Source organism: Methylobacterium sp. PvP105 (assembly GCF_017876975.1).
GTDB lineage: Bacteria > Pseudomonadota > Alphaproteobacteria > Rhizobiales > Beijerinckiaceae > Methylobacterium > Methylobacterium radiotolerans.
In genome coordinates this window covers 3,903,986-3,926,377 of record NZ_JAGIPA010000001.1, presented here as the reverse complement: position 1 = coordinate 3,926,377, position 22,392 = coordinate 3,903,986, and the positions used below count along the sequence as shown (strand labels likewise).

Below are 22,392 nucleotides of genomic sequence, written 5' to 3'. Positions count from 1 at the left end.
CCTCGGGCCTCGCGGCACAGTCTCGGTATCTCGGAGACTTGGCCGGCTCCGAATCGCGATGGCGCCCGCCATCTACCCGGGATACATCGCGAGGAGCGCCCCTCACGCGTCGATCGCAGTCGATGGTCCATATTGGCTACAACCCGGCGCTGGTCGCCCTGTCGATCGGCCTCGCCGTCTTCGCGTCCTACACCGCGCTGGACCTGGGGGCGCGGATCCGCGGGCCCGTCGCGGGGCCGCGCTGGCCATGGATCGCCGGTGCCGCACTCGCCATGGGCGGCGGCATCTGGTCGATGCACTTCGTCGGCATGCTGGCCTTCGAGATGGGCATGCCGGCCGCCTACGACATCGGCCTCACCCTCCTGTCTCTCGCGATCGCCGTCGCGGTGACCGGGGCCGCCTTCCTGTGGGTGGCGCGCGTCGGCGAGGGGCCGGGCGGACTTCTCGTGGCCGGCCCCCTGATGGGTCTGGGCGTCGCCGGCATGCATTACACCGGCATGGCGGCGCTCCGGATCCCGGGCGACCTCGCCTACAGCCCGGCGGTGGTCGCGCTCTCGGTGGCGATCGCCGTGACCGCGGCGACCGCGGCCCTGTGGCTCTCCTTCCGGCAGCACGGCGTCTGGCAGAAGCTCGCCGCGGCGTGTGTGATGGGCCTCGCGGTGGCGGGGATGCACTACACCGGCATGGCCGCGGCGACGATCACCGCCGAGGCGGCCGGCGCCCACGCCGCCCACGTGGCCACCGGCGTTCCGGGCCAGCAGAACCTCGCCCTCTACGTCGCCGGCGCGACGTTCCTCATCCTGTTCCTCGCGATGCTCGCCTCCTCGCTGGACCAGCAGCGCGTGCAGCGCGAACTCCAGGCGAGCGAGGCGCGGTTCCGCGCCGCCGTGCAGGCGGTGCGCGGCGTGCTCTGGACCAACGATGCCGAGGGCCGGATGCTCGGCGAGCAGCCGGGCTGGAGCGCGATCACCGGTCAGACGCGGGACCAGTATCAGGGCTACGGCTGGGCCGACGCGGTCCATCCCGACGACATGGAATTGTCCATCGAGACCTGGAACGCGACCGTCCGGGCACGGCGTACCTACGTCCACGAGCACCGGGTCCGGTCCCGCGACGGAACGTGGCGACATTTCGCGATCCGCGCCATCCCGGTCTTCGACGCGCGGGGCGAGATCCGCGAGTGGGTCGGCGTCCACACGGACATCACCGAGCAGAGACTGGCCGAATCCGATCTGCGCGAGTCCAACGAGGAGATCCAGCGCTACGCCTACATCGTCAGCCACGACCTCCGCGCGCCGCTGGTCAACGTGATGGGATTCACGAGCGAACTGGAGGCGACCCGGACCGAGATCGCCGCGGCCCTCCGGGGACATCCGGAGGCGGATCGGCTCGACGCCGATCTCGGCGAGGCGCTCGGCTTCATCAAGGCGGCGGTGAACCGGATGGAAGGGCTGATCGCCGCCATCCTGAAGCTCTCCCGGGAGGGGCGGCGACAGTTCTCGCCCGAGCCCCTCGACATGACCGGCCTGCTCCGCGGCGTGGCCGATGCCCAGCGGCATCAGGCGGAGGCGGTCGGCGCCACGGTGACGATCGCCCGCGACCTGCCCGAGATCGTCGCCGACCGGCTCGCGATCGAGCAGGTCTTCGGCAACCTGCTGGACAACGCCGTGAAATACCTCGACCCGAGTCGGCCCGGACGCATCACCGTGACGGCCAAGGCCGTGGGCGAGCGCGGTGTCTGCTTCTCCGTCGCCGACAACGGTCGGGGCATCGCCGCCCGGGACCACGCCCGCGTCTTCGAGCTTTTCCGCCGATCGGGCACACAGGACCGCCCGGGCGAGGGGATCGGCCTGGCCCACGTGAAGGCGCTGGTGCGCTCGTTCGGCGGCCGGATCGAGATCCGTTCAGAACTCGGCGTCGGCACGACGTTCGACGTGACCTTGCCGCGCGGGACAGCTACAGCGGTCCGGTTAGACCCTGAACCGGCGCCCATCGCCGCCGAATGAGCGTGGAGCCGCCCGTGCACCCCGTCAGCATCGTGATGATCGAGGATGACGAGGGACATGCGCGCCTGATCGAGCGGAACATTCGCCGCGCCGGCGTCAACAACGACATCGTGCAGTTCCGGAACGGCACGTCGGCGCTGGACTATCTGCTCGGCGCGGACGGCTCCGGCGAGGCGAGCGCCCGACGTCACCTGCTGATCCTGCTCGATCTCAACCTGCCGGACATGACCGGCCTCGACATCCTCGAGAAGGTCAAGGCGAACCCGCACACGCGGCGGTCACCGGTGGTGGTGCTGACCACGACGGACGACAGCCGCGAGATCCAGCGCTGCTACGATCTCGGGGCCAACGTCTACATCACCAAGCCGGTGAGCTACGACGGCTTCGCGAACGCGATCCGCCAGCTCGGGCTGTTCTTCTCGGTCATGCAGGTTCCGCAGAACCCATGAGTGCCGGGCGTGCCAGCGTGGGCGGCACCGCTGCGGCGGCACGCATCCTCTACATCGACGACGATCCCGGCCTCGGCCGCCTGGTCCGGCGCGCCCTGGAGGCGCGCGGCTACGCCGTCGAGCTCTGTCCCGACGGTGCCGCGGGGCTGGCGCGACTGGCGCAGGGCGGGATCGACGCCGTCGCCCTCGACCACCACATGCCCGGGCAGACGGGCCTCGACCTGCTGCCGGAGATCCGCGCGCTGCCCGAGGCGCCGCCGGTCATCTACGTGACCGGTTCCGAGGACAGCCGCGTCGCCGTGGCGGCCCTGAAGGCGGGGGCGGTGGACTACGTCTGGAAGGACGTCCAGGGGCAGTTCCGGGAGCTGCTCGGCGAGGCCGTCGCCACCGCCCTCCGGCAGGAGAGCCTGCGGCGCGACAAGGAGCGGGCCGAGGCCGAGATGCGCGAGGCGCGCGACCGCGCCGAGCTGCTGCTGCGCGAGGTCAATCACCGCGTGGCCAACTCCCTGGCCCTCGTCGCCGCCCTGGCGCACATGCAGCGCAACGCCGTCACGGATCCGGCCGCCAAGGCGGCGCTCGACGAGATGCAGGCCCGGATCTCGGCGATCGCCGGCATCCACCGGCGCCTCTACACCTCGGACGACGTCGAGTCCGTCGAGCTCGACGCCTACCTGCAGAGCCTCGTCGAGGAATTGCAGGCCGCCATGCGGGCGAGCGGGCGGGACCACGCGATCCGCCTCCGGGCCGAGCCGGTGCGGCTCTCGACCGACAAGGCTGTCTCGGTCGGCGTGGTCGTGACCGAGCTCGTCACCAACGCTTACAAGTACGCCTACCCGGTCGGCACCTCGGGCGAGATCCGCGTGGCGGTCGAGCGGGACGCCGCCGACACCGTGCTGCTCGCCGTCGAGGACGACGGCATCGGCTGGACCGGGGAGGGCGAGATCCGCGGCACCGGGCTCGGGTCGCGCATCGTGCGCGCCATGGCGTCGAACCTGCGCTCGGCCCTGTCGTACGCCCCCGGCCGTCCCGGCACCCGGGCGATCCTGGCGTTCCAAGCCTGAGCCCGAGGCTGAGCGTCGGGCTCTAGCCGCCCGCTCGCCCGGCGATGCGGTCGAGCGCGTCGAGCATCGGCGCCAGGGTGTCCTCGTCGAGTTGCTGGAAGCCCAGCGCCCGGCTCATGAACAGGCCCAAGATGGCGAAGTACAGGACCGAGCCCTCGCCCGGGGGCGCGCCCTCGATCCGTCCGAGCTGGTCCAGCTGATCCGCGACGAAAGCCTGAAAGTCCTTCTGCGCTTCCGGCGATTCCATCGATGCCAGGAGGAGCGCGCGCGCGGCTTCGTTATCCTCGCAATAGTGCCCGCGGATATGGGCCACCATCGCTCTGGGCAGTTGCGACGGGCCGGCCGGGATCTCCCGCGCGCAGGCATCGATCTCCGCGCGCACGTCCGCGAGCTTGCGGGCGACCAGCGCCGCCACCAGCGCGTCCTTGGACGCGTAATGGTGCAGAACCCCGCCTTTGCTCAGCCCGGCCTCGACCGCGACCGCGTCGATCGTCAGCCCGCGGACGCCCCCCTTCAGGAGAACGGCCGCGGCCGCCTCCAGGATGATCTCGGGCCGCGCCGCCAGTCGCTGTCGCTTCACCTGCATCACAAGCCTGCACTAAAGACCGTCTGGACGGTATGTAATGGATGGCGTAGGAACGCGCCACGCAATTCGCACGAATCGCGCCGACGCAGTCGATCGCATGAACCGCATCGCCTTCCTTCCATCGACATCCGTTCTGCTGGTGTTAACCGCGCTCGCTTCGATCGGGTGCGCCCGAGCCGAGCCGGAAACGGCTTTCGATCCGGCTCTGGCCCGGGTGCGGGTGGTGCAGGCGCACCGGACGCCGCTGGCGCTCGACGTCGTGGTGACCGGCGACATCCAGGCCCAGGCGCAGGTGAACGTGTCGTTCCGGACGAACGGAAAGGTCGCCGAGCGGCGCGTCGAGGTCGGCGACCACGTCGCCGCCAATCAGGTCCTCGCCGTCCTCGAACCCCTGACGCAGCAGGCCAATCTCGACAACGCCAAGGCCGCCCTCGCTTCGGCCGAGGCGCTGCTGACACAGGCCAAGATGTCCTACGAGCGTCAGAAGCAGCTCCTCGCCGGCGGCTTCACCACCCGCTCGACCTACGACAACGCCGAGCAGGAGCTGCGCACGACCCAGGCGGCGGTCGACTCGGCCAAGGCGGCGCTGGGGACCGCGCAGGAGCAGTTCTCGTACACGGAGCTGCGCGCGGGGGTGTCCGGCGTGGTGACGAGCCGCAGCTTCGAGGTCGGCCAAGTCGTCCAGGCGGGCCAGACCGTGCTGGTCGTGGCGCAGGACGGGCCCCGCGACGCGGTCTTCAACGTCTACGAATCGCTGCTGGCCCAGCCGCCGGCCGGCGACACCATCGCGGTGGCCCTCCAGTCGGACCCGTCCGTCACCGCGGTCGGGACCGTGCGGGAGATCTCGCCCACGGTGGACGCCGCGAGCGGCACGGTGCGGGTCAAGATCGGTCTGAAGGCGACGCCCGCCGCCATGGGGCTCGGCGCCGTCGTCGTCGGCCGCGGCCGCTTCGCGCCGCACGAAGCGGTCGTCCTGCCCTGGTCGGCACTGTACCGCTACGACGGGCGGCCCTCGGTGTGGATCTACGATCCGGACCGCAGGACCGTCTCGGTGCGCGCGGTGGAGATCGACCGCTTCGGGCCCGACATCATCGCGCTGAAGCGCGGCGTCGAGCCGGGCGAGCGCGTGGTCGTCGCCGGCATCCAGTTCCTGCGCCCCGGCCAGACCGTCGCGGCCGCCGAGATCGGAGACCGCCCATGAAGACGCGCGCGTATCTCGCGCTCGGACTCGTCACGGCGGCGCTTGCCGGCTGCAACGGTCCCGGCGAGGAGGGCGGCGAGGCCGCTGCCGTCCGTCCGGTGCTGACGCAGGTGGTCGCGCCGAAGGACAGCATCACGTTCGGGCCGTTCGCCGGCACGATCGAGCCGCGCTACCAGGCGCAGCTCGGCTTCCAGATTCCCGGCCGCATGGTGGCTCGGGACGTCACGGTCGGCGACCTCGTCACCCGGGGCCAGCGCCTCGCCGCCCTCGACACCATCGTGACCCGCTTCGACCTGACCCGCGCCGAGGCCGACCTCGCCGACGCGAAGGCGCAGGCCGAGAACGCCGAGGCTGCGGAGGCGCGGACCCGGCGCCTGATGTCCGGCAACGCCGTTTCCCAGGCGACCCTCGATCAGGCGGTCGCCAAGCGCGAGACCGCCCGGGCCCGGGTGGATCAGGCGATGGCGAGCCTCCAGAAGGCCCGCGACCAGATGGGCTACACCGAGCTGAAGGCCGAGTTCGACGGCGTCGTGACCCAGCGCCTCGCCGAGGTCGGCCAGGTGCTCAGCGCCGGCCAGGGTGTCGTGACCGTGGCGCGGCCGGACGTCCGCGAGGCCGTGGTCGACATTCCCGAAGCCCATGCCGGGGCCCTGCCGGCGGACGGCGTCTTCACCGTCGCGCTCCAGAGCGCGCCGGAGCTGACGGCGCGCGGGCGCGTCCGCGAGATCGCGCCGCTCGCCGAGTCGGGGACGCGGTCCAAGCGCATCCGGATCACCCTGGACGATCCCGGCCCGGCCTTCCGGCTCGGCGCGACCATCAACGTGTCGCTCATGCGCAAGGTCCCGCCCACCGTACGGCTGCCCGCCTCGGCGCTGCTCGAGGACGGCGCCCGCCGCTCGGTCTGGGTCGTGTCGCCCGACGGGAAGTCGGTGTCGCGCCGCGACGTCACCGTGGCCGCGGCGCGGGACAACGCGGACGACGGCCGCGTCGCGGTCGTCGACGGTCTGAAGGCCGGCGAGCGCGTCGTCGTGGCCGGCGTCCACGTCCTCAAGGAAGGCCAGGCCGTGCGCCTGACCGACGGCGCCGTCTGATCCGGCCGCACGGGGTTTTCGCGTGAAGGACTTCAACCTTTCCGACTGGGCGCTCGAGCACCGCTCGTTCGTCTGGTTCCTGATGCTGGTCTCGCTGGTCGCGGGCCTGATGGCCTATACCCGCCTCGGCCGCGAGGAGGATCCGCCTTTCACCATCAAGACCATGGTGGTGCAGACCACGTGGCCGGGCGCGACCATCAAGGACACCCTCGATCAGGTCACCGACCGGGTCGAGAAGGAGCTCCAGCAGCTCAACGGTCTCGACTACGTCCGCAGCTACACGACCCCCGGATCGTCGACGGTGTTCGTCCAGTTCCGCGACACCCTCAAGAAGAACGAGATCCAGCCGGCCTTCTACCAAGTGCGCAAGCGGCTCGGCGACATCAAGGGCCAGTTCCCGGAGGGCGTCCAGGGCCCGTTCTTCAACGACGAGTTCGGCGACGTCTACGGCAACATCTACGCCTTCACGGCCGACGGCCTGACGCACCGGCAGTTGCGCGACTACGTCGAGGGCATCCGCACCGAGGTCCTGCGGGTACCCAACATCGGCAAGACCCAGCTGATCGGCACGCAGGACGAGACGATCTACCTCGACTTCTCCACCCGGAAACTGGCCGGCTACGGCATCGATTTCCAGGCCCTGATCAAGGCCCTGCAGGCGCAGAACGCGGTCTCGGCCTCGGGCGTCGTCCAGGCCGGGCCGGAGCGCATCTCGCTGCGGGTCAGCGGTTCCTTCGCCTCCGAGGCCTCGCTCCAGGATTTCAACCTGCGGGTCAATGACCGCTTCTTCCGCCTCGCCGACATCGCCGAGATCAGCCGCGGCTACGAGGACCCGCCCGCACCGCTGTTCCGGGTGGACGGCAAGCCCGCGATCGGCCTCGCCATCGCGATGCGTCCGGGCGCCAACCTGCTGCATTTCGGCGAGGCGCTGAAGGAGCGCATGCGGCGGATCGAGTCGACGCTGCCGGTGGGCGTCGGCGTCCACCTCGTGTCGGACCAGCCCAAGCAGGTCGAGCACGCGGTCGGCGGCTTCACTGAGGCCCTGGTCGAGGCCGTGATCATCGTGCTGGCGGTGAGCTTCGTGAGCCTCGGCGTCCGCGCCGGCCTCGTCGTCTCGGTGTCGATCCCGCTCGTGCTCGCCATCGTGTTCGTGGTCATGCAGATCATGGACGTCACCCTGCAGCGCATCTCCCTCGGCGCGCTGATCATCGCGCTGGGCCTCCTGGTCGACGACGCCATGATCACCGTCGAGATGATGGTGGCCCGCCTGGAGCGCGGCGACACGCTCCGGAAGGCCGCCACCTTCGCCTACACGTCGACGGCATTCCCCATGCTCACCGGGACCCTCGTCACCGTGGCGGGCTTCCTGCCGATCGGCTTCAACGGCTCCGGCGCCGGCGAGTACACCTACTCGCTGTTCGTGGTGATCGCGGCCGCGCTGCTCGTCTCCTGGGTCGTGGCGGTCCTGTTCGCGCCGCTCGTCGGCGTGACGCTCCTGCCGAAGACCATGAAGCACCACACCGAGAAGCAGGGCATCTTCACCCGCCTGTTCGTCCGGGCGCTCCGGATCGCCATGCGCTGGCACTGGACGACGGTGGTGGTCTGCCTCGGGCTGATGGCGGCGGCCATCGTCGGGATGGGCCACGTGCAACAGCAGTTCTTCCCGTCCTCGGACCGGTCCGAGGTGCTGGTCGACCTGACCCTGCCGCAGAACGCCACCATCGCCGAGACCCGGGCGCAGATGGACCGGTTCGAGGCGAACCTGAAGGGCGACCCGGACGTGACGAGCTGGTCGTCCTACGTCGGTGAGGGCGCGGTGCGCTTCTACCTTCCCCTCGACCAGCAGCTCGCCAACGCGTTCTTCGGGCAGATCGTCATCGTCACGAAGTCGCTGGAGGTGCGAGACCGCGTGATGGCGCGCCTCCAGACCATCGGCCTGCGCGACTTCGTCGGCACCGACGTGCTGGTGCAGCCCCTCAGCCTCGGACCGCCCGTCGGCCGGCCGGTGCAGTACCGTCTCAGCGGCCCGAACATGGAGACGGTGCGTCGCCTCTCGCTCGACCTCGCCAACGTGGTCGCGGCCGACAAGCGCCTCGACGTGCCGACCTTCGACTGGAACGAGCCCGGCAAGGTCCTGCGGGTCGAGATCCTCCAGGACAAGGCGCGCCAGCTCGGCGTCACCAGCCAGGACGTCGCCGGCATCCTGAACGGGATCGAGGGCGGGCAGGCGATCACGCAGGTCCGCGACTCGATCTACCTGGTCAACGTCGTCGGCCGCGCCCGCGCGGCCGAGCGGTCCTCCCTGGACACGCTGCAATCGCTGCAGGTCGGTCTCGCGAACGGCACGGTGGTGCCCGTGCTCGCCTTCGCGCGGATCGGCTACGATCTCGAGCAGCCGATCGTCTGGCGCCGCGACCGCCTGCCGACCGTGACGGTGCGCGCCACGATCCACGACGCGACCCAGCCGGCCACCATCGTGGCCGCCCTGCAGCCCGGCATCGACGCCTTCATCAAGGCGCTCCCGGAGGGATACACGGTCCAGACCGGCGGCGCCGTCGAGGAATCCGCCAAGGGCCAGGGGCCGATCGCCGCCGTAGTCCCGGTCATGCTGCTCGCCATGGCGTTCCTGCTGATGATGCAGCTCCAGAGCTTCGGAAGGATGCTCCTCGTCTTCACGGTCGCGCCGCTCGGCCTGATCGGCGTCGTGCCGGCGCTGCTCCTGTTCGACAAGCCGATGGGCTTCGTCGCCATCCTGGGCATCCTGGCGCTCATCGGGATCATCATCCGCAACGCGGTGATCCTGGTGAGCCAGATCGAGGAGTTCCGGGACGAGGGGATGGCGCCCTGGGAGGCGGTGTTCGAGGCGACGCACCACCGCATGCGGCCGATCCTCCTGACCGCCGCGGCGGCGAGCCTGGGCCTGATCCCGATCGCCCGCGAGGTGTTCTGGGGGCCGATGGCCTTCGCGATGATCGGCGGGATCCTGGCGGCGACCTTCCTGACGCTGCTGTTCCTGCCGGCCCTCTACATCGGCTGCTACCGCATCCGCCCGGAGGCGAGCGGCACGCCCACGGCTCACGCCGGCTGATCCGCCGGTTCACGCGATCGCAGCGCCTGCGGGCGCTGCGAGAAACGGTCGGCCCGCCCCTCCGCCCCCTCAGGGCGGGCCGACCGTGACGATCTTTCGCGCGGGCGGGGCCGCGTCGCCGGAAACCCGACGGTGCTCCGGCGCGTAGGGTGCGACGGAAACGAGGACCGTCCCGCCCATGAACGCCTTCATCGCCGTCGTCCTGGTCTGCGCCAACGGGATCGCCCAGGATTCCTGCACGGACGCCCAGGCGCTCGAAGTGCGCAAGGTCCGGGTCGCCAACGAGCTCGGCTGCGCCACCGGCTGGCAGGAGATCATCGCCCGCACCGAGCTGCGCGAGGAGATCGGCAAGACCGCCTACCTGAAGACGGAGTGCCGCCGGGTGAAGGAGCCCCGGTGACGCCGGCGGGCCGCTACTTCTCGTACTTGATGTAGGCGAAGCGCGGATCCGTCGGGGTGCCCTCGAGCCCCTGTCCCTCCAGGCCCGGCTGCCAGGACACGACCTCCTCGATCTTCCGGGCGAGGGCGAAGTCCTTGTCGGTGATGCCCTTGGCCGCGTGGTTCATCAGCCGGACCTCGACCCAGGCGTACGATGCCGTGATGTCGGGATGGTGCCACGCCGCCTCGGCGAGGTGCCCGACCGTGTTGATCACCATCAGGGTGCTCTTCCAGCCGGACGTCTTGTAGGTGCGCCGGATCCACCCGTCCTCCAGGCGCCACGCGGGCAGCTCGGCCTTCAGCCGCGCCTCCACGGTCGCCTGGTCCAGTGCGCCTTCGCGTCGCTCGCTCATGATCCCGTCTCCGATGAAGCCGTCGCGGCCGAGGGTGCCGCCGCGGCCAGTTGCGCGCAAGCGTGTTTGCCACGGTGGACGGAAACCGGTGTGAGCCCTATGACCTTTTGCCAATGGCGTCCGGCTCGGTCGGCACTCCAGTCTGCCGCCGCTGAAGACTGCGCAATACGATGGGAGAAGGCGTGATGCTGTCACGGCGCGCGATGCTCGCCGGGGGCCTGCTCGGCGGCCTCGGCCTGCGGGCGGCGCGCGCCGACGTGCCCACGATCCGACTCGGGAGCCTGCCCTTCGGCACGTCCACCTGGGAGGCGGCGGTGATCAAGGCCCGCGGCCTCGACACGGCCAACGGCTTCGCGCTCGACGCGGTCAAGCTCGCGGGCAACGACGCGGCCCGGATCAGCTTCATCGGCGGGCAGGTCGACACGATCATCGGCGACCTGCTCTGGGCCGCGCGCCTCGGCAACGACGGCCAGGCGGTGCGCTTCATCCCGTACTCGACCTCCGAGGGCGGCGTCATGGTTCCGGGCGACAGCCCGGTGAAGAGCCTCAAGGATCTCGCGGGCAAGCGCCTCGGGGTGGCCGGCGGCCCCCTGGACAAGAACTGGCTGCTCCTCCGGGCACAGGCCAAGGACGCGGCCGGCATCGACCTCGAGCAGGCCGCCGAGATCGCCTACGGCGCGCCGCCGCTGATCACGCTGAAGCTGGAGCAGGGCGCCCTCGACGCGGCGCTGACCTACTGGACCTACTGCGCCCGGCTGAAGGCCAAGGGGTACCGGCAGCTCGTCGGCGCGGAAGACATCATGCACGCCCTCGGGGTCCCCGGAGACGTGGCGCTGATCGGCTACCTGTTCCAGGACGCCACCGTGAAGGAGAAGCCCGCGGCCGTGGCGGCCTTCGCCCGGGCCTCGCGCGCCGCCAAGGACATGCTCGCGTCCGACCCGAGCACGTGGCAGATCGTGCGCCCGCTGATGGCGGCGGAGGACGAGGCAACCTTCGAGGCCCTGAAGCACGATTTCCTGGCCGGCATCCCGCGCCGCTCCACCGCGGAGGAGCGCGCCGACGCCGAGAAGCTCTACGCGGTGATGGCGCGGCTCGGCGGCGCCCGCCTCGTCGGCAAGGGCGACGCGCTCCCGCCGGACCTCTACTACACCGGCCGCAATGGTTGAGGCCCCCGTCCGGCGGGCGCGCGCGGCGGCCGTCCCGAGCACCGGGACCGCATGGGCGCGCTGACCCGCATCGCGTCCCTGGCCGTGCTCCTCGCCGCCTGGCAGATCGCCGCGCTCGAGGCGGGCTCGCGCCTGCTGCCGGCGCCCCTGGCGGTGCTGCGCTTCATCGTTCAGGAGGCGGAGCGCGGCGATCTCGCCCACAACGTGGGCATGACGCTGCTCCGCGTGGCGATCTCCTTCACCGTGGCGATGATCCTCGGCGTCGTCCTCGGCGTGGCGCTCGGACGGTCCAAGGCCGCCGACCTCATCCTCGACACGCCGCTGCTCGTCCTCCTCAACACGCCGGCCCTGGTGATCACGGTCCTGGCCTACGTGTGGGTGGGGCTCACCGAGACCGCCGCGATCCTGGCGGTGGTGCTCAACAAGCTCCCGAACGTCGCGGTGATCGTGCGCGAGGGGGCGCGGAACCTCGATCCCGGGCTCGACGAGATGGCCCGCGCCTACCGGCTCGACCGGCGCAGCTGGGCCCTCGACATCCTGATCCCGCAGCTCCAGCCCTACATGGTGACGGCGGCGCGGTCGGGCCTGTCGCTCGCCTGGAAGATCGTGCTGGTGGTGGAGTTGCTCGGGCGCCCGGACGGGGTCGGCTTCGCGATCAACTACTACTTCGTCCAGAGCACCGACGTGGCGGCGATCATCGGCTACAGCCTCGTCTTCATGGCCGTGATGATCGGCATCGACGTCCTCCTGCTGCAGCGGCTCGAAGCCTATGTCCGCCGCTGGCGCTGAGCCCGTACTCCAGGTCGCGATCGCGTCGAAATGGTACCGGCCCGCCCGGGCCGAGCCGGTCGAGGCCGTTCGGAACCTCACCTTCGGCGTCGCCGCCGGGGAGATCGTCTGCCTGATCGGGCCGTCGGGCGCCGGGAAGACCACCACCCTGCGGATCCTGCTCGGGCTCGACACCGCGTTCGAGGGCCGCGTCTCCGGCGCGGACCGGGCGGGCATCGTGTTCCAGGAGCCGCGGCTGCTGCCCTGGCGCAGCGTCGAGCACAATGTCCGCCTCGGCCTGCCCCGGGCGCGGCGGAACCGCGATCTCGACGACCTGTTCGCGCGGCTCGGCCTGACGGCGTGGCGGACGCGCTACCCGAAGGCCCTGTCGCTGGGGATGCAGCGGCGCGTGGCTCTGGCGCGCGCGCTGGCCGACGGGCCGCGGGTCCTCGTGCTCGACGAGCCGTTCGTGTCCCTCGACGACGCCGCCGCCGCCGAGCTGCGCGGTCTCGTGGTGGACACGGTGGACCGGGCCGGCATGAGCGTCCTGATGGTCACGCACAACGTCGCCGAGGCGATCGGGATCGCCGACCGCCTGCTGCTGGTCTCGCGGCGCCCGGCGAGCCTCATCGCCGACGTGCGCCTCGACCGGCCGCGCCGCGACCGCGACCGCGCCTGGGCCGAGACGACCCGGGCGAACCTCGCCGCGCGGCATCCCGAGATCATCGCGCAGTGAGGCGGGCTGCGCCGGTCGTTCGGACGAACCCGCGCGTCCGGATCGCGCGCTGAGGTCCGGGCGCCGCCGGAACCGAAGGACCATCCGACTTCGGCCCCGACGTCGGTCGTTCCGGTGCCACACCCGCCGTTTCCCCGGGCCGCCCGAGCAGCGTAGGATCGATCCACGGGGGTGCGCATGGCCGACCTAGAGGCGAAACATCGGGTCTTCGTGGCGCTGCACGAGCGGCCGGGCGCGTTCGTCGTGGCCAACCCATGGGACGCGGGTTCGTCGCGGATCCTGACCGCCCTCGGTCACGAGGCGCTGGCGACGACGAGCGCCGGGTTCGCGTTCGCCGTCGGACGGCGGGACTCCACCGCCTCGCTGTCGCGCGACGCGATCCTGGAGAACGCCCGCGCCATCGTGGACGCGACCCACCTGCCCGTGACGGCCGATCTGGAGGACGGGTTCGGGACCGACCCGGAGGCGTGCGCGCTGACGATCGCCCGGGCCTCAGAGATCGGGCTGGTCGGCGGCTCGATCGAGGACGCCACGGGCGACGCCGCCAGTCCGATCTTCGATTTCGGTCACGCCGTCGAGCGAGTCGCCGCCGCGGCCGAGGCCGCGCGCCGGCTCCCGTTCGTGCTGACCGCGCGCGCCGAGAACCACCTGTGCGGGCGGCCCGACCTCGACGACACGATCCGCCGCCTCCAGGCCTTCGAGGAGGCGGGAGCGCACGTCCTCTACGCGCCGAACCTGCCGGACCTCGAGGCCATTCGGGCGGTCTGTGCCGCGGTCAGCCGCCCGGTGAACGTCGTCGCCGGGCTGTCGCCCCGGCAGTACACGGTGGCCGAGCTGGAGGCGGCGGGCGTCAAGCGGATCAGCGTCGGCGGGTCTTTCGCGCGGGCGGCCCTCGGCGGTCTCGCGCGCGCGGCGCGGGAGGTGCTGGATCGGGGCACGTTCACCTACGCGGCGGAGGCGATGTCGGGAAGCGAGGCGAGATCGTACATGGCGGAGGCGACTCGGTAGGGGCGACCGCTCGGCATCGCGGTCCTTCATCCCGCAACCCGGCGAACGAGCGCCGCCGGGCCGATCGGCCCGAACGCTCGAGCCGAAGCCGACGACCGAGAGACACGGTTTGTCACCGCGTCGAGCTACGCACGGGCGGGCGACCGCTATACCGATGCGCCCGTCGGACCCGATCCGTCCGCGGTCGACCCCGGGCATCGCGGGTCGCCGCTCCGCCCGACCGTGGCGACCCACCGAGACCCGAGCCTCCCGATGTCCCGCACGTCCCCTACGGCCATCGCCCTCGAACCCGTCGCCGCCGAACGGTCGGGGACCGGCAACGTGGTCCGACTGGCCGTCGCGCAGGCCCTCGCCGGGGCGAACTCGACGGTCGTGTTCGCGACGGGCGCGGTCGTCGGCAACATGCTCGCGCCCAGCAAGGTCCTCGCCACGCTGCCGATCTCGATCTTCGTCGTCGGGATGGCCGCCTGCGCCCTGCCGACCGGCAGCATCGCCAGGCGCTACGGGCGCCGCACCGTCTTCATGGTCGGCACCGGCTGCGGTGTGCTCGTCGGCCTGCTCTCGGCCTGGGCGATCGTCGCGGCCGACTTCTGGCTGTTCTGCGCGGCGATGTTCCTCGGCGGCGCCTACGCCGCCGTGGTCTTCTCGTTCCGCTTCGCCGCGGCGGACTGCGTTCCGGCCGAACGGCGGCCGCGGGCGCTGTCGGCGGTCATGGCGGGCGGCGTCTTCGGCGGCGTGATCGGGCCGCAGCTCGTCACCCACACCATGAACCTGTCGCCCCCCCCACCTGTTCGCGGCCACCTTCCTGGCCCAGGCGGCCGTCGCCGGTGCGGCCGCCCTCGTCCTGGCGGGCGTTCGCCTGCCGCGGCCGGCCGCAGAGACCGTCTCAGGCGGGCGACCGCTGGCCGCCATCCTGGGGCAGCCGCGCTTCGTGATCGCGGTGATCTGCGGGGCCGTGTCCTACCTGCTGATGAATTTCGTGATGACGGCCGCCCCGCTGGCCATGCGCCTGTGCGGTCACGCGCAGGAGGATGCCAATCTCGGCCTGCAATGGCACGTCATCGCCATGTACGGTCCGAGCTTCTTCACCGGGCGGCTGATCACGCGCTTCGGCGCGTCCCGCGTGGTGGCGACCGGCCTCGCCTTGACGGGCGCGGCCGCGCTCGTCGGGCTCGCCGGCGCGGATGTCGGCCATTTCTGGCTGTCCCTCGTCCTCCTCGGCGTCGGCTGGAACTTCGGCTTCGTCGGCGCCTCCGCGATGGTGCTGGACTGCCATCGCCCGGAGGAGCGGACGCGGGTGCAGTCGATCAACGACTTCATCGTGTTCGGGATGGTGGCCCTGGGCTCATTCTCGTCCGGCGGCCTTCTGACGAGCTACGGCTGGGACACGGTTCTCTGGGTCTCGTTCGCGCCCCTGGCGCTGGCCGCGACGGCGCTCGCACGCACGATGGGCCGCGGCGCGCCGCGGCCCGGCGGAGCATGAGCGCGGCGCGGCGGCCGGGCCCCGAACGGACCCCGCGGACGCGTGCCCCGATGGTCGCGGAGTCGGTCGCGCGGTCTCAGCCCCCGCGGATTCCGTCCGGATCCCCGGCCTCGGGCAGGGCGACGTAGATCAGCACGCCGAGCACCGTCATGGCGAAGCGGAAGGCGGATTCCTGGCCGTTCCAGACCTTCGACATCCACATGCCGAACCACTCGCCGCCGATGCCCAGGAATCCGCCCTGCCAGACCAGGAAGCCGAGGCTGAGGCCCGCGATCGCCCAGGTCTTGGCCCGGGCGAACGCGCCGCGCGGGGCCCGCAGTCGCGCGAGCATCAGCGCCACGCCGATCCAGAGCAGGAGCGCTGTCAGCGCCTCCGCGACGACGATCAGCGTGAAGGCGCCGCGCTGCAGCACGGGATCCGTGATGGAGCGGTCGGCGATCCCCGAATCCGGCAGGATCGTATCCATCGACAGCACGTGCTGCACGAAGGCGAGGTTCACCGCGGGCTCCACGACGTTGCCGTACACGACCAGGGTGCAGGTCAGCGCCAGGGCGCCGACGAGGGCGGCCTTCGAGAGGCGGATGGCGAGCATGAACTGGCCCTCCTGACACGCGGGCGTCGGGACCGGCCAGGGACAGGGGCCGTCCGGTCCCGGCGTCTCTCAGTTCGCCTTCGCCTCGACCTCGAGCCGGTCGAGGACGGCGGCCGGCGAGCGCGCCGCGCCGAGGTCGATGAAGCCGATCCCCGCAGGCTCCTTCGACTTGGCGTGCACCACGAGCTTGCCGGGCTTCATCACGAACTGGCCCATGGCGGCGCCGATCCCCTTGGCCGCCGCGCTGTTGCCGAGGATGATCGGCACGCCGAGCAGGCTGGCAGTGACGTATTCCTTGCGCAGTTCGTCCGGCTTGAGGCTGAGATCCTTCGACTGCGCGGCGAGGAAGCGCTCGAACAGGCCGGCATTCTCCACCGTCAGGTCGAGGGTCTTGGCGCTCCCCGAGAACATCACCATCGTCGCCGCCGGCAGGGTGCCGGAGAACAGCTCGGGCCCGATGCCTCCCAGCGTGCCGGAGAGGCGAACCGTGCCGATGTCGCGCCCGGAGATCGTGACCTCGCGCAGGGCGAGGTCGCGGGCCTTCTCGTCGAGGCTCGCGTCGGCCACGAGGTTGAGGTCGAGGTCCCGGTAGCCGTAGGCCGGCAACAGGCCGACGAGCGGCGCACCCGCGAGCAGGTCCGCGGGCAGGCTCAGGCCGGAGAGGCTGATGCGGGTCGCGCTGGGCACGCCCTCGGTCAGGGGGCCGAAGGCCAAGGCCGCCTCGCGCAGGGCGATGCGGGGAGCCGGCCGCGGCGACACCGTGACCGCGAGGGGATCCCCGGTCTTATCGGCCGGCCTCGGCTCGGGCGTCCGCGCCGACCGGCCCGGCTCGGGCAGGGCGCCGCGGGCCGGGGGCCGGACGTCGCGGGGCGGCGCCCGCTCGGGCTCAGCCTCGGGCGGCAGATCGATCGACAGGTCGGTGAGGGTGAGCGTGCCGAGCTTCGGCGTCAGCCGGCGCATCTCGACGTCGGAGAACCCGGCCCCGCCCGTCGGCTCGGCGGCGATGCCCTGGAGGGTCGCGACGGTCGGCGCCAGGGACGTCCCCAGGGCGGCGACGCGGCCGACATGGATCCGCAGCGCGCCGCGGGTCATCGACAGGTTGTCCAAGATGGTGCCGCCCTCCGGGCCCGCCGACGTGTAGGCGGCCCGGCCGATCTCGAACAGCACCGGCCCCTTCGGGTCGGTGTCGCTGACGCTCAGGCCCTGCATCTCGAGGGTGCCGACCGAGGTGGCGTCGATGAGATCGGCGGCGGCGGCGGCCAGCGGGCGCCGGTCGCTGGATCCGTCGAAGCCGTTGGCCACGATGGCGAAGGCGCCGCCCCAGCCGTCCGGCACCTGCCGGCCGCCGAGGTCCCGGCCGTCGAGGCGGGCGATCTTCACGGTGGTGCCGCGCGCGTCGGAGTAGGTGACGTCCGAGACCTGGACGGCGCCGTAGACGCGCTGGACCGGTCCCTTGCCGTCGCCGGGCACCGTGTAGAGCCGGCTGAGCGCCGCGAGATCCAGGTCCGTGGCGCGCACCTGACCGTAGGTTCCGGACCCGCGGTTCGGGCCCGCGACGGAACTGACGGTCGCGCCGGCCGCCGTCAGCTCGCCGACGCGGCCGGCCCGGATGTCGCGGGCGACCACGTCGCGGTAGGTGACGGTCTGCCGGTTGTCGCCGGGACCCGCGTTCTCGGAGGTCAGGACCGGGACTGTCAGGCTGCCGGCGTCGAGACGGGCGAGCCGCTGCTCCCAGGGCACGTTGGAATCGGGCCGCAGGATCGCCGCGAGATCCTCCTTGGAGAGGCGCGTGCCGCTCGCCGTCAGCTTCGGCGCCTTCAGCAGCGTGCCGCCGAGCGGGATCACCACGTCGTTAACGGTCACGTCCTGGACGGCGGCGGCGCCCTCCTGCGCGGCGAGCGGCGCCGGCGCGAGGCAGAGGAGGGCCAGCATGGCGGCCGTCGCCCGGGCCGACCGGAGGCGGAGACGGGCCTTCGGGTGGTTCATGGCAGCGTCCGGACCAGGGCTCTCGCGGGAATGCCCTAGCCGTGCCGCGTTTTGCCGGGCGAGGCAATCGCGCGCGCCGGCCCGGGCGATCGAGCCGGGACCGGTGTCGTACGGACGCAACGGCGCGGCGGCGCCGCGCCGCGTGCTACAACGAGAAGGAGGTGCCGCAGCCGCAGGAAGCGGTGGCGAGCGGGTTCTCGATCTTGAAGGACTGCCCGATGAGGTCGTTCACGAAGTCGATGGTCGAGCCGCTCATGTACTCGAGCGAGACCGGATCGACGATCACGGTGGCGCCGTCGCGCTCGATCGCTACGTCCTGCGCCTCGCGGGCACGGGTGATGTCGAAGGCGTAGGAGAAGCCCGAGCAGCCGCCGCCGTTGACACTGATCCGCAGCGACGAACCGGCCGGCTCCGACACCATGATCTCGTTGATGCGCTTGGCCGCGCGGGCGGTCAGGGTGATCTCAGCCATCGGTCTCTGGCCACGCATTCGTTCGGTGGACGGCGCGCCCGGCCCGTTGCCGAGTGCGCCCTGACCCACAAGATATGAGCCGCAAGCCCGCGCCGCAACGCGCCGGGCGGGGAGCCGTCATGAGCAGGGTGCGTGAGTTCGAGAGCGGATGCCGTGCGACCGAACGGTGAGCGCTGGCGCGCGCCCTACGCCACCGACCCGGCCCGGACCCGGGGACGCCTGATCCCGGAAGCCGGGTCGCCGACCCGCAGCGATTTCCAGCGCGACCGCGACCGGATCATCCACTCGACGGCGTTCCGGCGGCTGAAGCACAAGACGCAGGTCTTCGTCCATCACGAGGGCGACCATTACCGCACCCGTCTGACCCACACCCTGGAGGTGAGCCAGATCGGCCGGGCGCTCGCGCGCGCGCTCGGCCTCGACGAGGATCTCGCGGAGGCGCTGGCCCTCAGTCACGACCTCGGCCACACCTGCTTCGGTCACACCGGCGAGGACGCCCTCGACGCCTGCATGGCGCGCCACGGCGGCTTCGATCACAACGCCCAGGCGCTGCGGATCGTGACGCGGCTGGAGCGGCGCTACGCCGGGTTCGACGGGCTGAACCTCGCCTGGGAGACGCTGGAGGGCCTCGTCAAGCACAACGGCCCGCTGCTCACCGCGGACGGCCGGCCGACGCCCCGCTACGCCGCCCGCGGCATCCCGGCGGCGATCCTCGAGTACGACGCGCTGAACCCCCTCGACCTGTGGAGCCAGGCCGGCCCCGAGGCCCAGGCCGCCTCCCTGGCCGACGACATCGCCTACGCCGCCCACGACCTCGACGACGGGTTGCGCGCCGGGCTGTTCGAGATCCCGGAGCTGCGGGCGGTCCCCTTCCTGGCCGGACTGCTCGACGAGATCGACCGGCTGCATCCGGGCCTGGAGCCGTCGCGGATGATCCACGAACTCGCCCGGCGGGTGATCACCCGCTTCGTCGAGGACGTCATCCGCGAGGGCGGCCGCCGCATCGCCGCCCTGGACCCGGGCCGCGTCGAGGACATCCGGAACGCGGACCAGCCGGTCATCGTGTTCTCGCCGGAGATCGCGGCGGCCGACGCCGACATCATGCGCTTCCTGTGGGAGCGGATGTACCGGCATCCGGGCGTGGTGGCGGTGCGGAAGAAGGCCGACGCCATCGTCAACGACCTGTTCGCCGCGTTCACCGCGGCGCCCTCCCGAATGCCGGAGGAGTGGAGCGCCGGCCTCGAAGGCACCACCGAGGCGCGGGTCGCCCGCCGGGTCGCCGACTACATCGCCGGCATGACCGACACCTACGCGGTCCTGGCGCATCGCAAGCTCTACGCGACGACGCCGGACCTGCACTGGGAGCTGCCCAGCCGGGGGCTGCCCCTCGCCGAGCCCTGAGGGCCCGGCGCGGGGCGGTTCGGATCAGCAGCCGCAGCCGCAGGTGAAGCTGCCGTAGCACCCGCCGTAGCCGTAGCCACCGTAGGCGGCGGGGTAGCCGTAGCCGTACCCGCCGTAGGCGGCCGGGTAGCCGTACCCGTAACCACCGTAGCCGTAGCCGCCGTAGACGCTCCCGGCGGCGAGTCCGAGCCCGAGGCCGATCCCCGCGCCGGCCAGCCCGTAGCCGAGGGCACCGCCGTAGCCGCGACGGTAGCCGTACCCGTAGCCGCGCCCGTAGAAGCCGCGGGCCGCGTAGCCGCCGCGGTAGCCGTAGCCGCCCCGGAAACCGCCGCGGTAAGCGCCGCCGTGGAAGCCGCCACCGTGGAATCCGCCGCCGCGGAAGCCGCCCGCCTCGGCACTCGGCGCGGCCAGGATGAGGGCGCAGAGCGCCGTCCCCGCAATCGTCAAGGTCTTCATCAGTAACTCCGCGATCGGCACACTCACGATCGGCGGCGATGACACCGCTTCGTCTCGGTCAAGACAAGACGGACACTGCGCGATCCGTATTCGTCGCGCGGGATAACGCCGCGTCGGCGCCCACGTGGTTACCGGGGCGATGCCGCGAACGCGGACTCCGCGGGGCCGGCGCGCGGCCCGGCGCCGTGACACCCTCCCGCCCCCTTGCTAGACCGCCGGGGCGGGCGCCGGCCGGACGGGCCGGGCGACGAGACCCCCGCGCGAGCGAGATCGAGACCCATGAACATCTTCGCCCTGTTCGAGGCGCGCGTGCGCGAGGCCGTGGAGGCGCTGACCCGCGCCGGCCACCTGCCCGAGGGCCTCGACCTGGGCCGCGTGGTGGTCGAGCCGCCCCGCGACGCCTCGCACGGCGACCTCGCCACGAACGCCGCCCTGGTCCTTGCCAAGGAGGCGCGGGCCAACCCGAAGGCGCTGGGCGAGTCCCTGGCGGCCGAGCTCCGCGCGGATCCGCGGATCGTCGAGGCGAGCCTCGCCGGGCCGGGCTTCATCAATCTCCGGCTCGACCCCGCGATCTTCCACGCGGTCGTACGCGACGCCCTGGAGGCCCCGGAGGCGTTCGGCCGCGCGCGGCTGCCCGGCGGCCCGATCAACGTCGAGTACGTGTCGGCGAACCCGACGGGGCCGATGCATGTCGGCCACGGCCGGGGCGCGGTGTTCGGCGACGCCCTGTGCAACCTGCTCGTCGCGGCCGGCCGGCAGGTGACGCGCGAATACTACATCAACGATGCCGGCGTTCAGGTCGATGTGCTGGCCCGCTCGGCCTTCCAGCGCTACCGCGAGGCCCTCGGCGAGCCCTTCGCCATCGCGGAGGGCCTCTATCCGGGCGACTACCTGAAGCCCGTGGGCGCCCGGCTGGCCGAGACGCACGGCCGCGCGCTCCTCGACAAGCCCGAGGCGGAGTGGCTGCCCACGGTGCGCGAGACCGCGCTCGGCATGATGATGGACATGATCCGGGCCGACCTGGCGGCGATCGGCATCCGCCACGACGTCTTCTTCTCCGAGCGCACGCTTCAGGAGAGCGGGGCCGTGAAGGCCCTGCTCGCGGAGCTGCGCGCCAAGGGCCTCGTCTACGAGGGTCGCCTTCCGCCGCCCAAGGGGCAGCTGCCGGAGGACTGGGAGGACCGCGAGCAGACGCTGTTTCGCACCAAGGAATTCGGCGACGACAGCGACCGGCCGCTGCTGAAGTCGGACGGCTCGTACACGTATTTCGCCTCCGACATCGCCTACCACCGCGCCAAGTACCTCGCCGGCGCGACCGAGCTGATCGACGTCCTCGGCGCCGATCACGGCGGCTACGTGAAGCGCATGCAGGCCGCCGTGAAGGCGGTCAGCGACGGCAAGGCCACGCTCGACGTCAAGCTCTGCCAGCTGGTGCGGCTGTTGCGCGCAGGCGAGCCGGTCAAGATGTCGAAGCGGGCCGGCGAGTTCGTGACCCTGCGCGACGTGATCGACGAGGTCGGCCGCGACGCGATCCGGTTCATGATGCTCTACCGGAAGAACGACGCGACCCTGGATTTCGACCTCGCCAAGGTGCTGGAGCAGTCGAAGGACAACCCGGTCTTCTACGTCCAGTACGCCCATGCCCGCGTCCGCTCGGTGCAGCGGCAGGCCCGCGAGGCGTTCCCGGACGCCGACCTCTCGGCCGCCGCGCTGGCCCGCGAGGCGGACCTCGCCGTGCTGAGCGACCCGGGCGAGATCGAGATGATGCGCCTCATCGCGCAGTACCCGCGGGTCCTCGAATCCGCGGCGCTGGCGCACGAGCCGCACAGGATCGCCTTCCACCTCTATGAACTGGCCTCCGCGCTGCATAGTTTCTGGAACAAGGGCAAAGACTTGCCGCAATTACGGTTTGTTAATGCAACCGACCGAAAGTCGACGTGGGCCCGGCTGGCGCTCGTCGAAGCTCTGCGGAGCACGCTGGCGGCCGGCCTTGCGATTCTCGGTGTGACCGCGCCGGACGAGATGCGATAGGCCCGAGTGCATCGGGCCGG

At 71.7% G+C, this 22,392-nt stretch carries 19 protein-coding genes and 1 pseudogene; 14 read left to right on the top strand and 6 right to left on the bottom strand.

Features of this window, described 5'->3' with window-relative positions:
• Positions 1-122: 122 nt before the first annotated feature.
• From J3A75_RS19410 to J3A75_RS19400, 3 genes are read left to right on the top strand one after another with little or no spacing between them, the layout of a single operon-like run.
• Positions 123-2,006, top strand: a complete 1,884-nt coding sequence (locus J3A75_RS19410; protein ID WP_209650689.1) for an MHYT domain-containing protein — start codon at positions 123-125, stop codon at positions 2,004-2,006.
• Positions 2,003-2,455, top strand: a complete 453-nt coding sequence (locus J3A75_RS19405; protein ID WP_012319738.1) for a response regulator — start codon at positions 2,003-2,005, stop codon at positions 2,453-2,455. Before J3A75_RS19410 ends, J3A75_RS19405 begins: the two co-directional genes overlap by 4 nt.
• Positions 2,452-3,516: a sensor histidine kinase gene (locus tag J3A75_RS19400; RefSeq protein WP_012319737.1), complete on the top strand. Its 1,065-nt coding sequence runs from the start codon at positions 2,452-2,454 to the stop codon at positions 3,514-3,516. Before J3A75_RS19405 ends, J3A75_RS19400 begins: the two co-directional genes overlap by 4 nt.
• 22 nt (positions 3,517-3,538) lie before the next feature.
• Here J3A75_RS19400 and J3A75_RS19395 read toward each other — a convergent pair whose 3' ends face one another.
• On the bottom strand, positions 3,539-4,102 hold the full coding sequence (locus tag J3A75_RS19395) for a TetR/AcrR family transcriptional regulator (protein ID WP_012319736.1): 564 nt from the start codon (positions 4,100-4,102) through the stop codon (positions 3,539-3,541).
• Between the two features lie 97 nt (positions 4,103-4,199).
• Here J3A75_RS19395 and J3A75_RS19390 point away from each other — a divergent pair, with 97 nt between their 5' ends.
• The 4 genes from J3A75_RS19390 (at position 4,200) to J3A75_RS19375 (ending at position 9,882) form a co-directional block, all read left to right on the top strand.
• Positions 4,200-5,303 (top strand): efflux RND transporter periplasmic adaptor subunit, encoded by a 1,104-nt coding sequence (locus tag J3A75_RS19390; RefSeq protein WP_053622148.1) that lies wholly within the window; start codon positions 4,200-4,202, stop codon positions 5,301-5,303.
• Positions 5,300-6,394, top strand: a complete 1,095-nt coding sequence (locus J3A75_RS19385; RefSeq protein ID WP_209650688.1) for an efflux RND transporter periplasmic adaptor subunit — start codon at positions 5,300-5,302, stop codon at positions 6,392-6,394. The genes J3A75_RS19390 and J3A75_RS19385 overlap by 4 nt, the downstream gene beginning before the upstream one ends.
• A 22-nt stretch (positions 6,395-6,416) precedes the next feature.
• Entirely contained in the window at positions 6,417-9,482 is a 3,066-nt protein-coding gene (locus tag J3A75_RS19380; RefSeq protein ID WP_012319733.1) for an efflux RND transporter permease subunit, read from the top strand.
• Between the two features lie 178 nt (positions 9,483-9,660).
• Positions 9,661-9,882 carry a hypothetical protein gene (locus tag J3A75_RS19375; RefSeq protein ID WP_012319732.1) on the top strand — a complete coding sequence of 74 codons (222 nt, stop codon included), beginning with the start codon at positions 9,661-9,663 and terminating at the stop codon, positions 9,880-9,882.
• A 13-nt stretch (positions 9,883-9,895) separates the two neighbouring features.
• On the opposite strand, the gene J3A75_RS19370 is transcribed toward J3A75_RS19375, so the two are convergent.
• Positions 9,896-10,273 carry a 4a-hydroxytetrahydrobiopterin dehydratase gene (locus J3A75_RS19370; protein ID WP_012319731.1) on the bottom strand — a complete coding sequence of 126 codons (378 nt, stop codon included), beginning with the start codon at positions 10,271-10,273 and terminating at the stop codon, positions 9,896-9,898.
• Positions 10,274-10,458: 185 nt separating this feature from the next.
• Between J3A75_RS19370 and J3A75_RS19365 the strand changes: the two genes are divergently transcribed.
• The 5 genes and pseudogenes from J3A75_RS19365 (at position 10,459) to J3A75_RS19345 (ending at position 15,434) form a co-directional block, all read left to right on the top strand.
• Positions 10,459-11,439, top strand: coding sequence for an ABC transporter substrate-binding protein (locus tag J3A75_RS19365; RefSeq protein WP_024829714.1), 981 nt, complete (start codon positions 10,459-10,461; stop codon positions 11,437-11,439).
• A gap of 51 nt (positions 11,440-11,490) precedes the next feature.
• On the top strand, positions 11,491-12,228 hold the full coding sequence (locus tag J3A75_RS19360; RefSeq protein WP_012319729.1) for an ABC transporter permease: 738 nt from the start codon (positions 11,491-11,493) through the stop codon (positions 12,226-12,228).
• Complete coding sequence (locus J3A75_RS19355; protein WP_209650687.1) at positions 12,209-12,943, top strand: ABC transporter ATP-binding protein; 735 nt, start codon at positions 12,209-12,211, stop codon at positions 12,941-12,943. The genes J3A75_RS19360 and J3A75_RS19355 overlap by 20 nt, the downstream gene beginning before the upstream one ends.
• Positions 12,944-13,120: 177 nt before the next feature.
• Complete coding sequence (locus J3A75_RS19350; protein ID WP_209650686.1) at positions 13,121-13,951, top strand: isocitrate lyase/phosphoenolpyruvate mutase family protein; 831 nt, start codon at positions 13,121-13,123, stop codon at positions 13,949-13,951.
• Positions 13,952-14,203: 252 nt separating this feature from the next.
• Positions 14,204-15,434 (top strand): annotated as a pseudogene (locus tag J3A75_RS19345) (MFS transporter).
• A gap of 76 nt (positions 15,435-15,510) precedes the next feature.
• On the opposite strand, the gene J3A75_RS19340 reads toward J3A75_RS19345, so the two are convergent.
• From J3A75_RS19340 to J3A75_RS19330, 3 genes are all read right to left on the bottom strand, one after another.
• Positions 15,511-16,026, bottom strand: coding sequence for a DUF2165 family protein (locus J3A75_RS19340; protein ID WP_116655635.1), 516 nt, complete (start codon positions 16,024-16,026; stop codon positions 15,511-15,513).
• Positions 16,027-16,095: 69 nt separating this feature from the next.
• Positions 16,096-18,012, bottom strand: a complete 1,917-nt coding sequence (locus J3A75_RS19335; RefSeq protein WP_209650685.1) for a hypothetical protein — start codon at positions 18,010-18,012, stop codon at positions 16,096-16,098.
• 145 nt (positions 18,013-18,157) lie between these two features.
• Positions 18,158-18,484 (bottom strand): HesB/IscA family protein, encoded by a 327-nt coding sequence (locus tag J3A75_RS19330; protein ID WP_012319723.1) that lies wholly within the window; start codon positions 18,482-18,484, stop codon positions 18,158-18,160.
• Positions 18,485-18,637: 153 nt separating this feature from the next.
• Between J3A75_RS19330 and J3A75_RS19325 the strand changes: the two genes are divergently transcribed.
• A complete protein-coding gene (locus J3A75_RS19325) occupies positions 18,638-19,885 on the top strand; it encodes a deoxyguanosinetriphosphate triphosphohydrolase (protein ID WP_012319722.1) in 1,248 nt (415 codons plus the stop codon).
• A gap of 24 nt (positions 19,886-19,909) precedes the next feature.
• On the opposite strand, the gene J3A75_RS19320 is transcribed toward J3A75_RS19325, so the two are convergent.
• Positions 19,910-20,341 carry a hypothetical protein gene (locus tag J3A75_RS19320; RefSeq protein ID WP_029357420.1) on the bottom strand — a complete coding sequence of 144 codons (432 nt, stop codon included), beginning with the start codon at positions 20,339-20,341 and terminating at the stop codon, positions 19,910-19,912.
• Positions 20,342-20,620: 279 nt separating this feature from the next.
• Here J3A75_RS19320 and argS point away from each other — a divergent pair, with 279 nt between their 5' ends.
• Positions 20,621-22,372, top strand: coding sequence for an arginine--tRNA ligase (gene argS, locus J3A75_RS19315; protein WP_070999687.1), 1,752 nt, complete (start codon positions 20,621-20,623; stop codon positions 22,370-22,372).
• Positions 22,373-22,392: the final 20 nt, after the last annotated feature.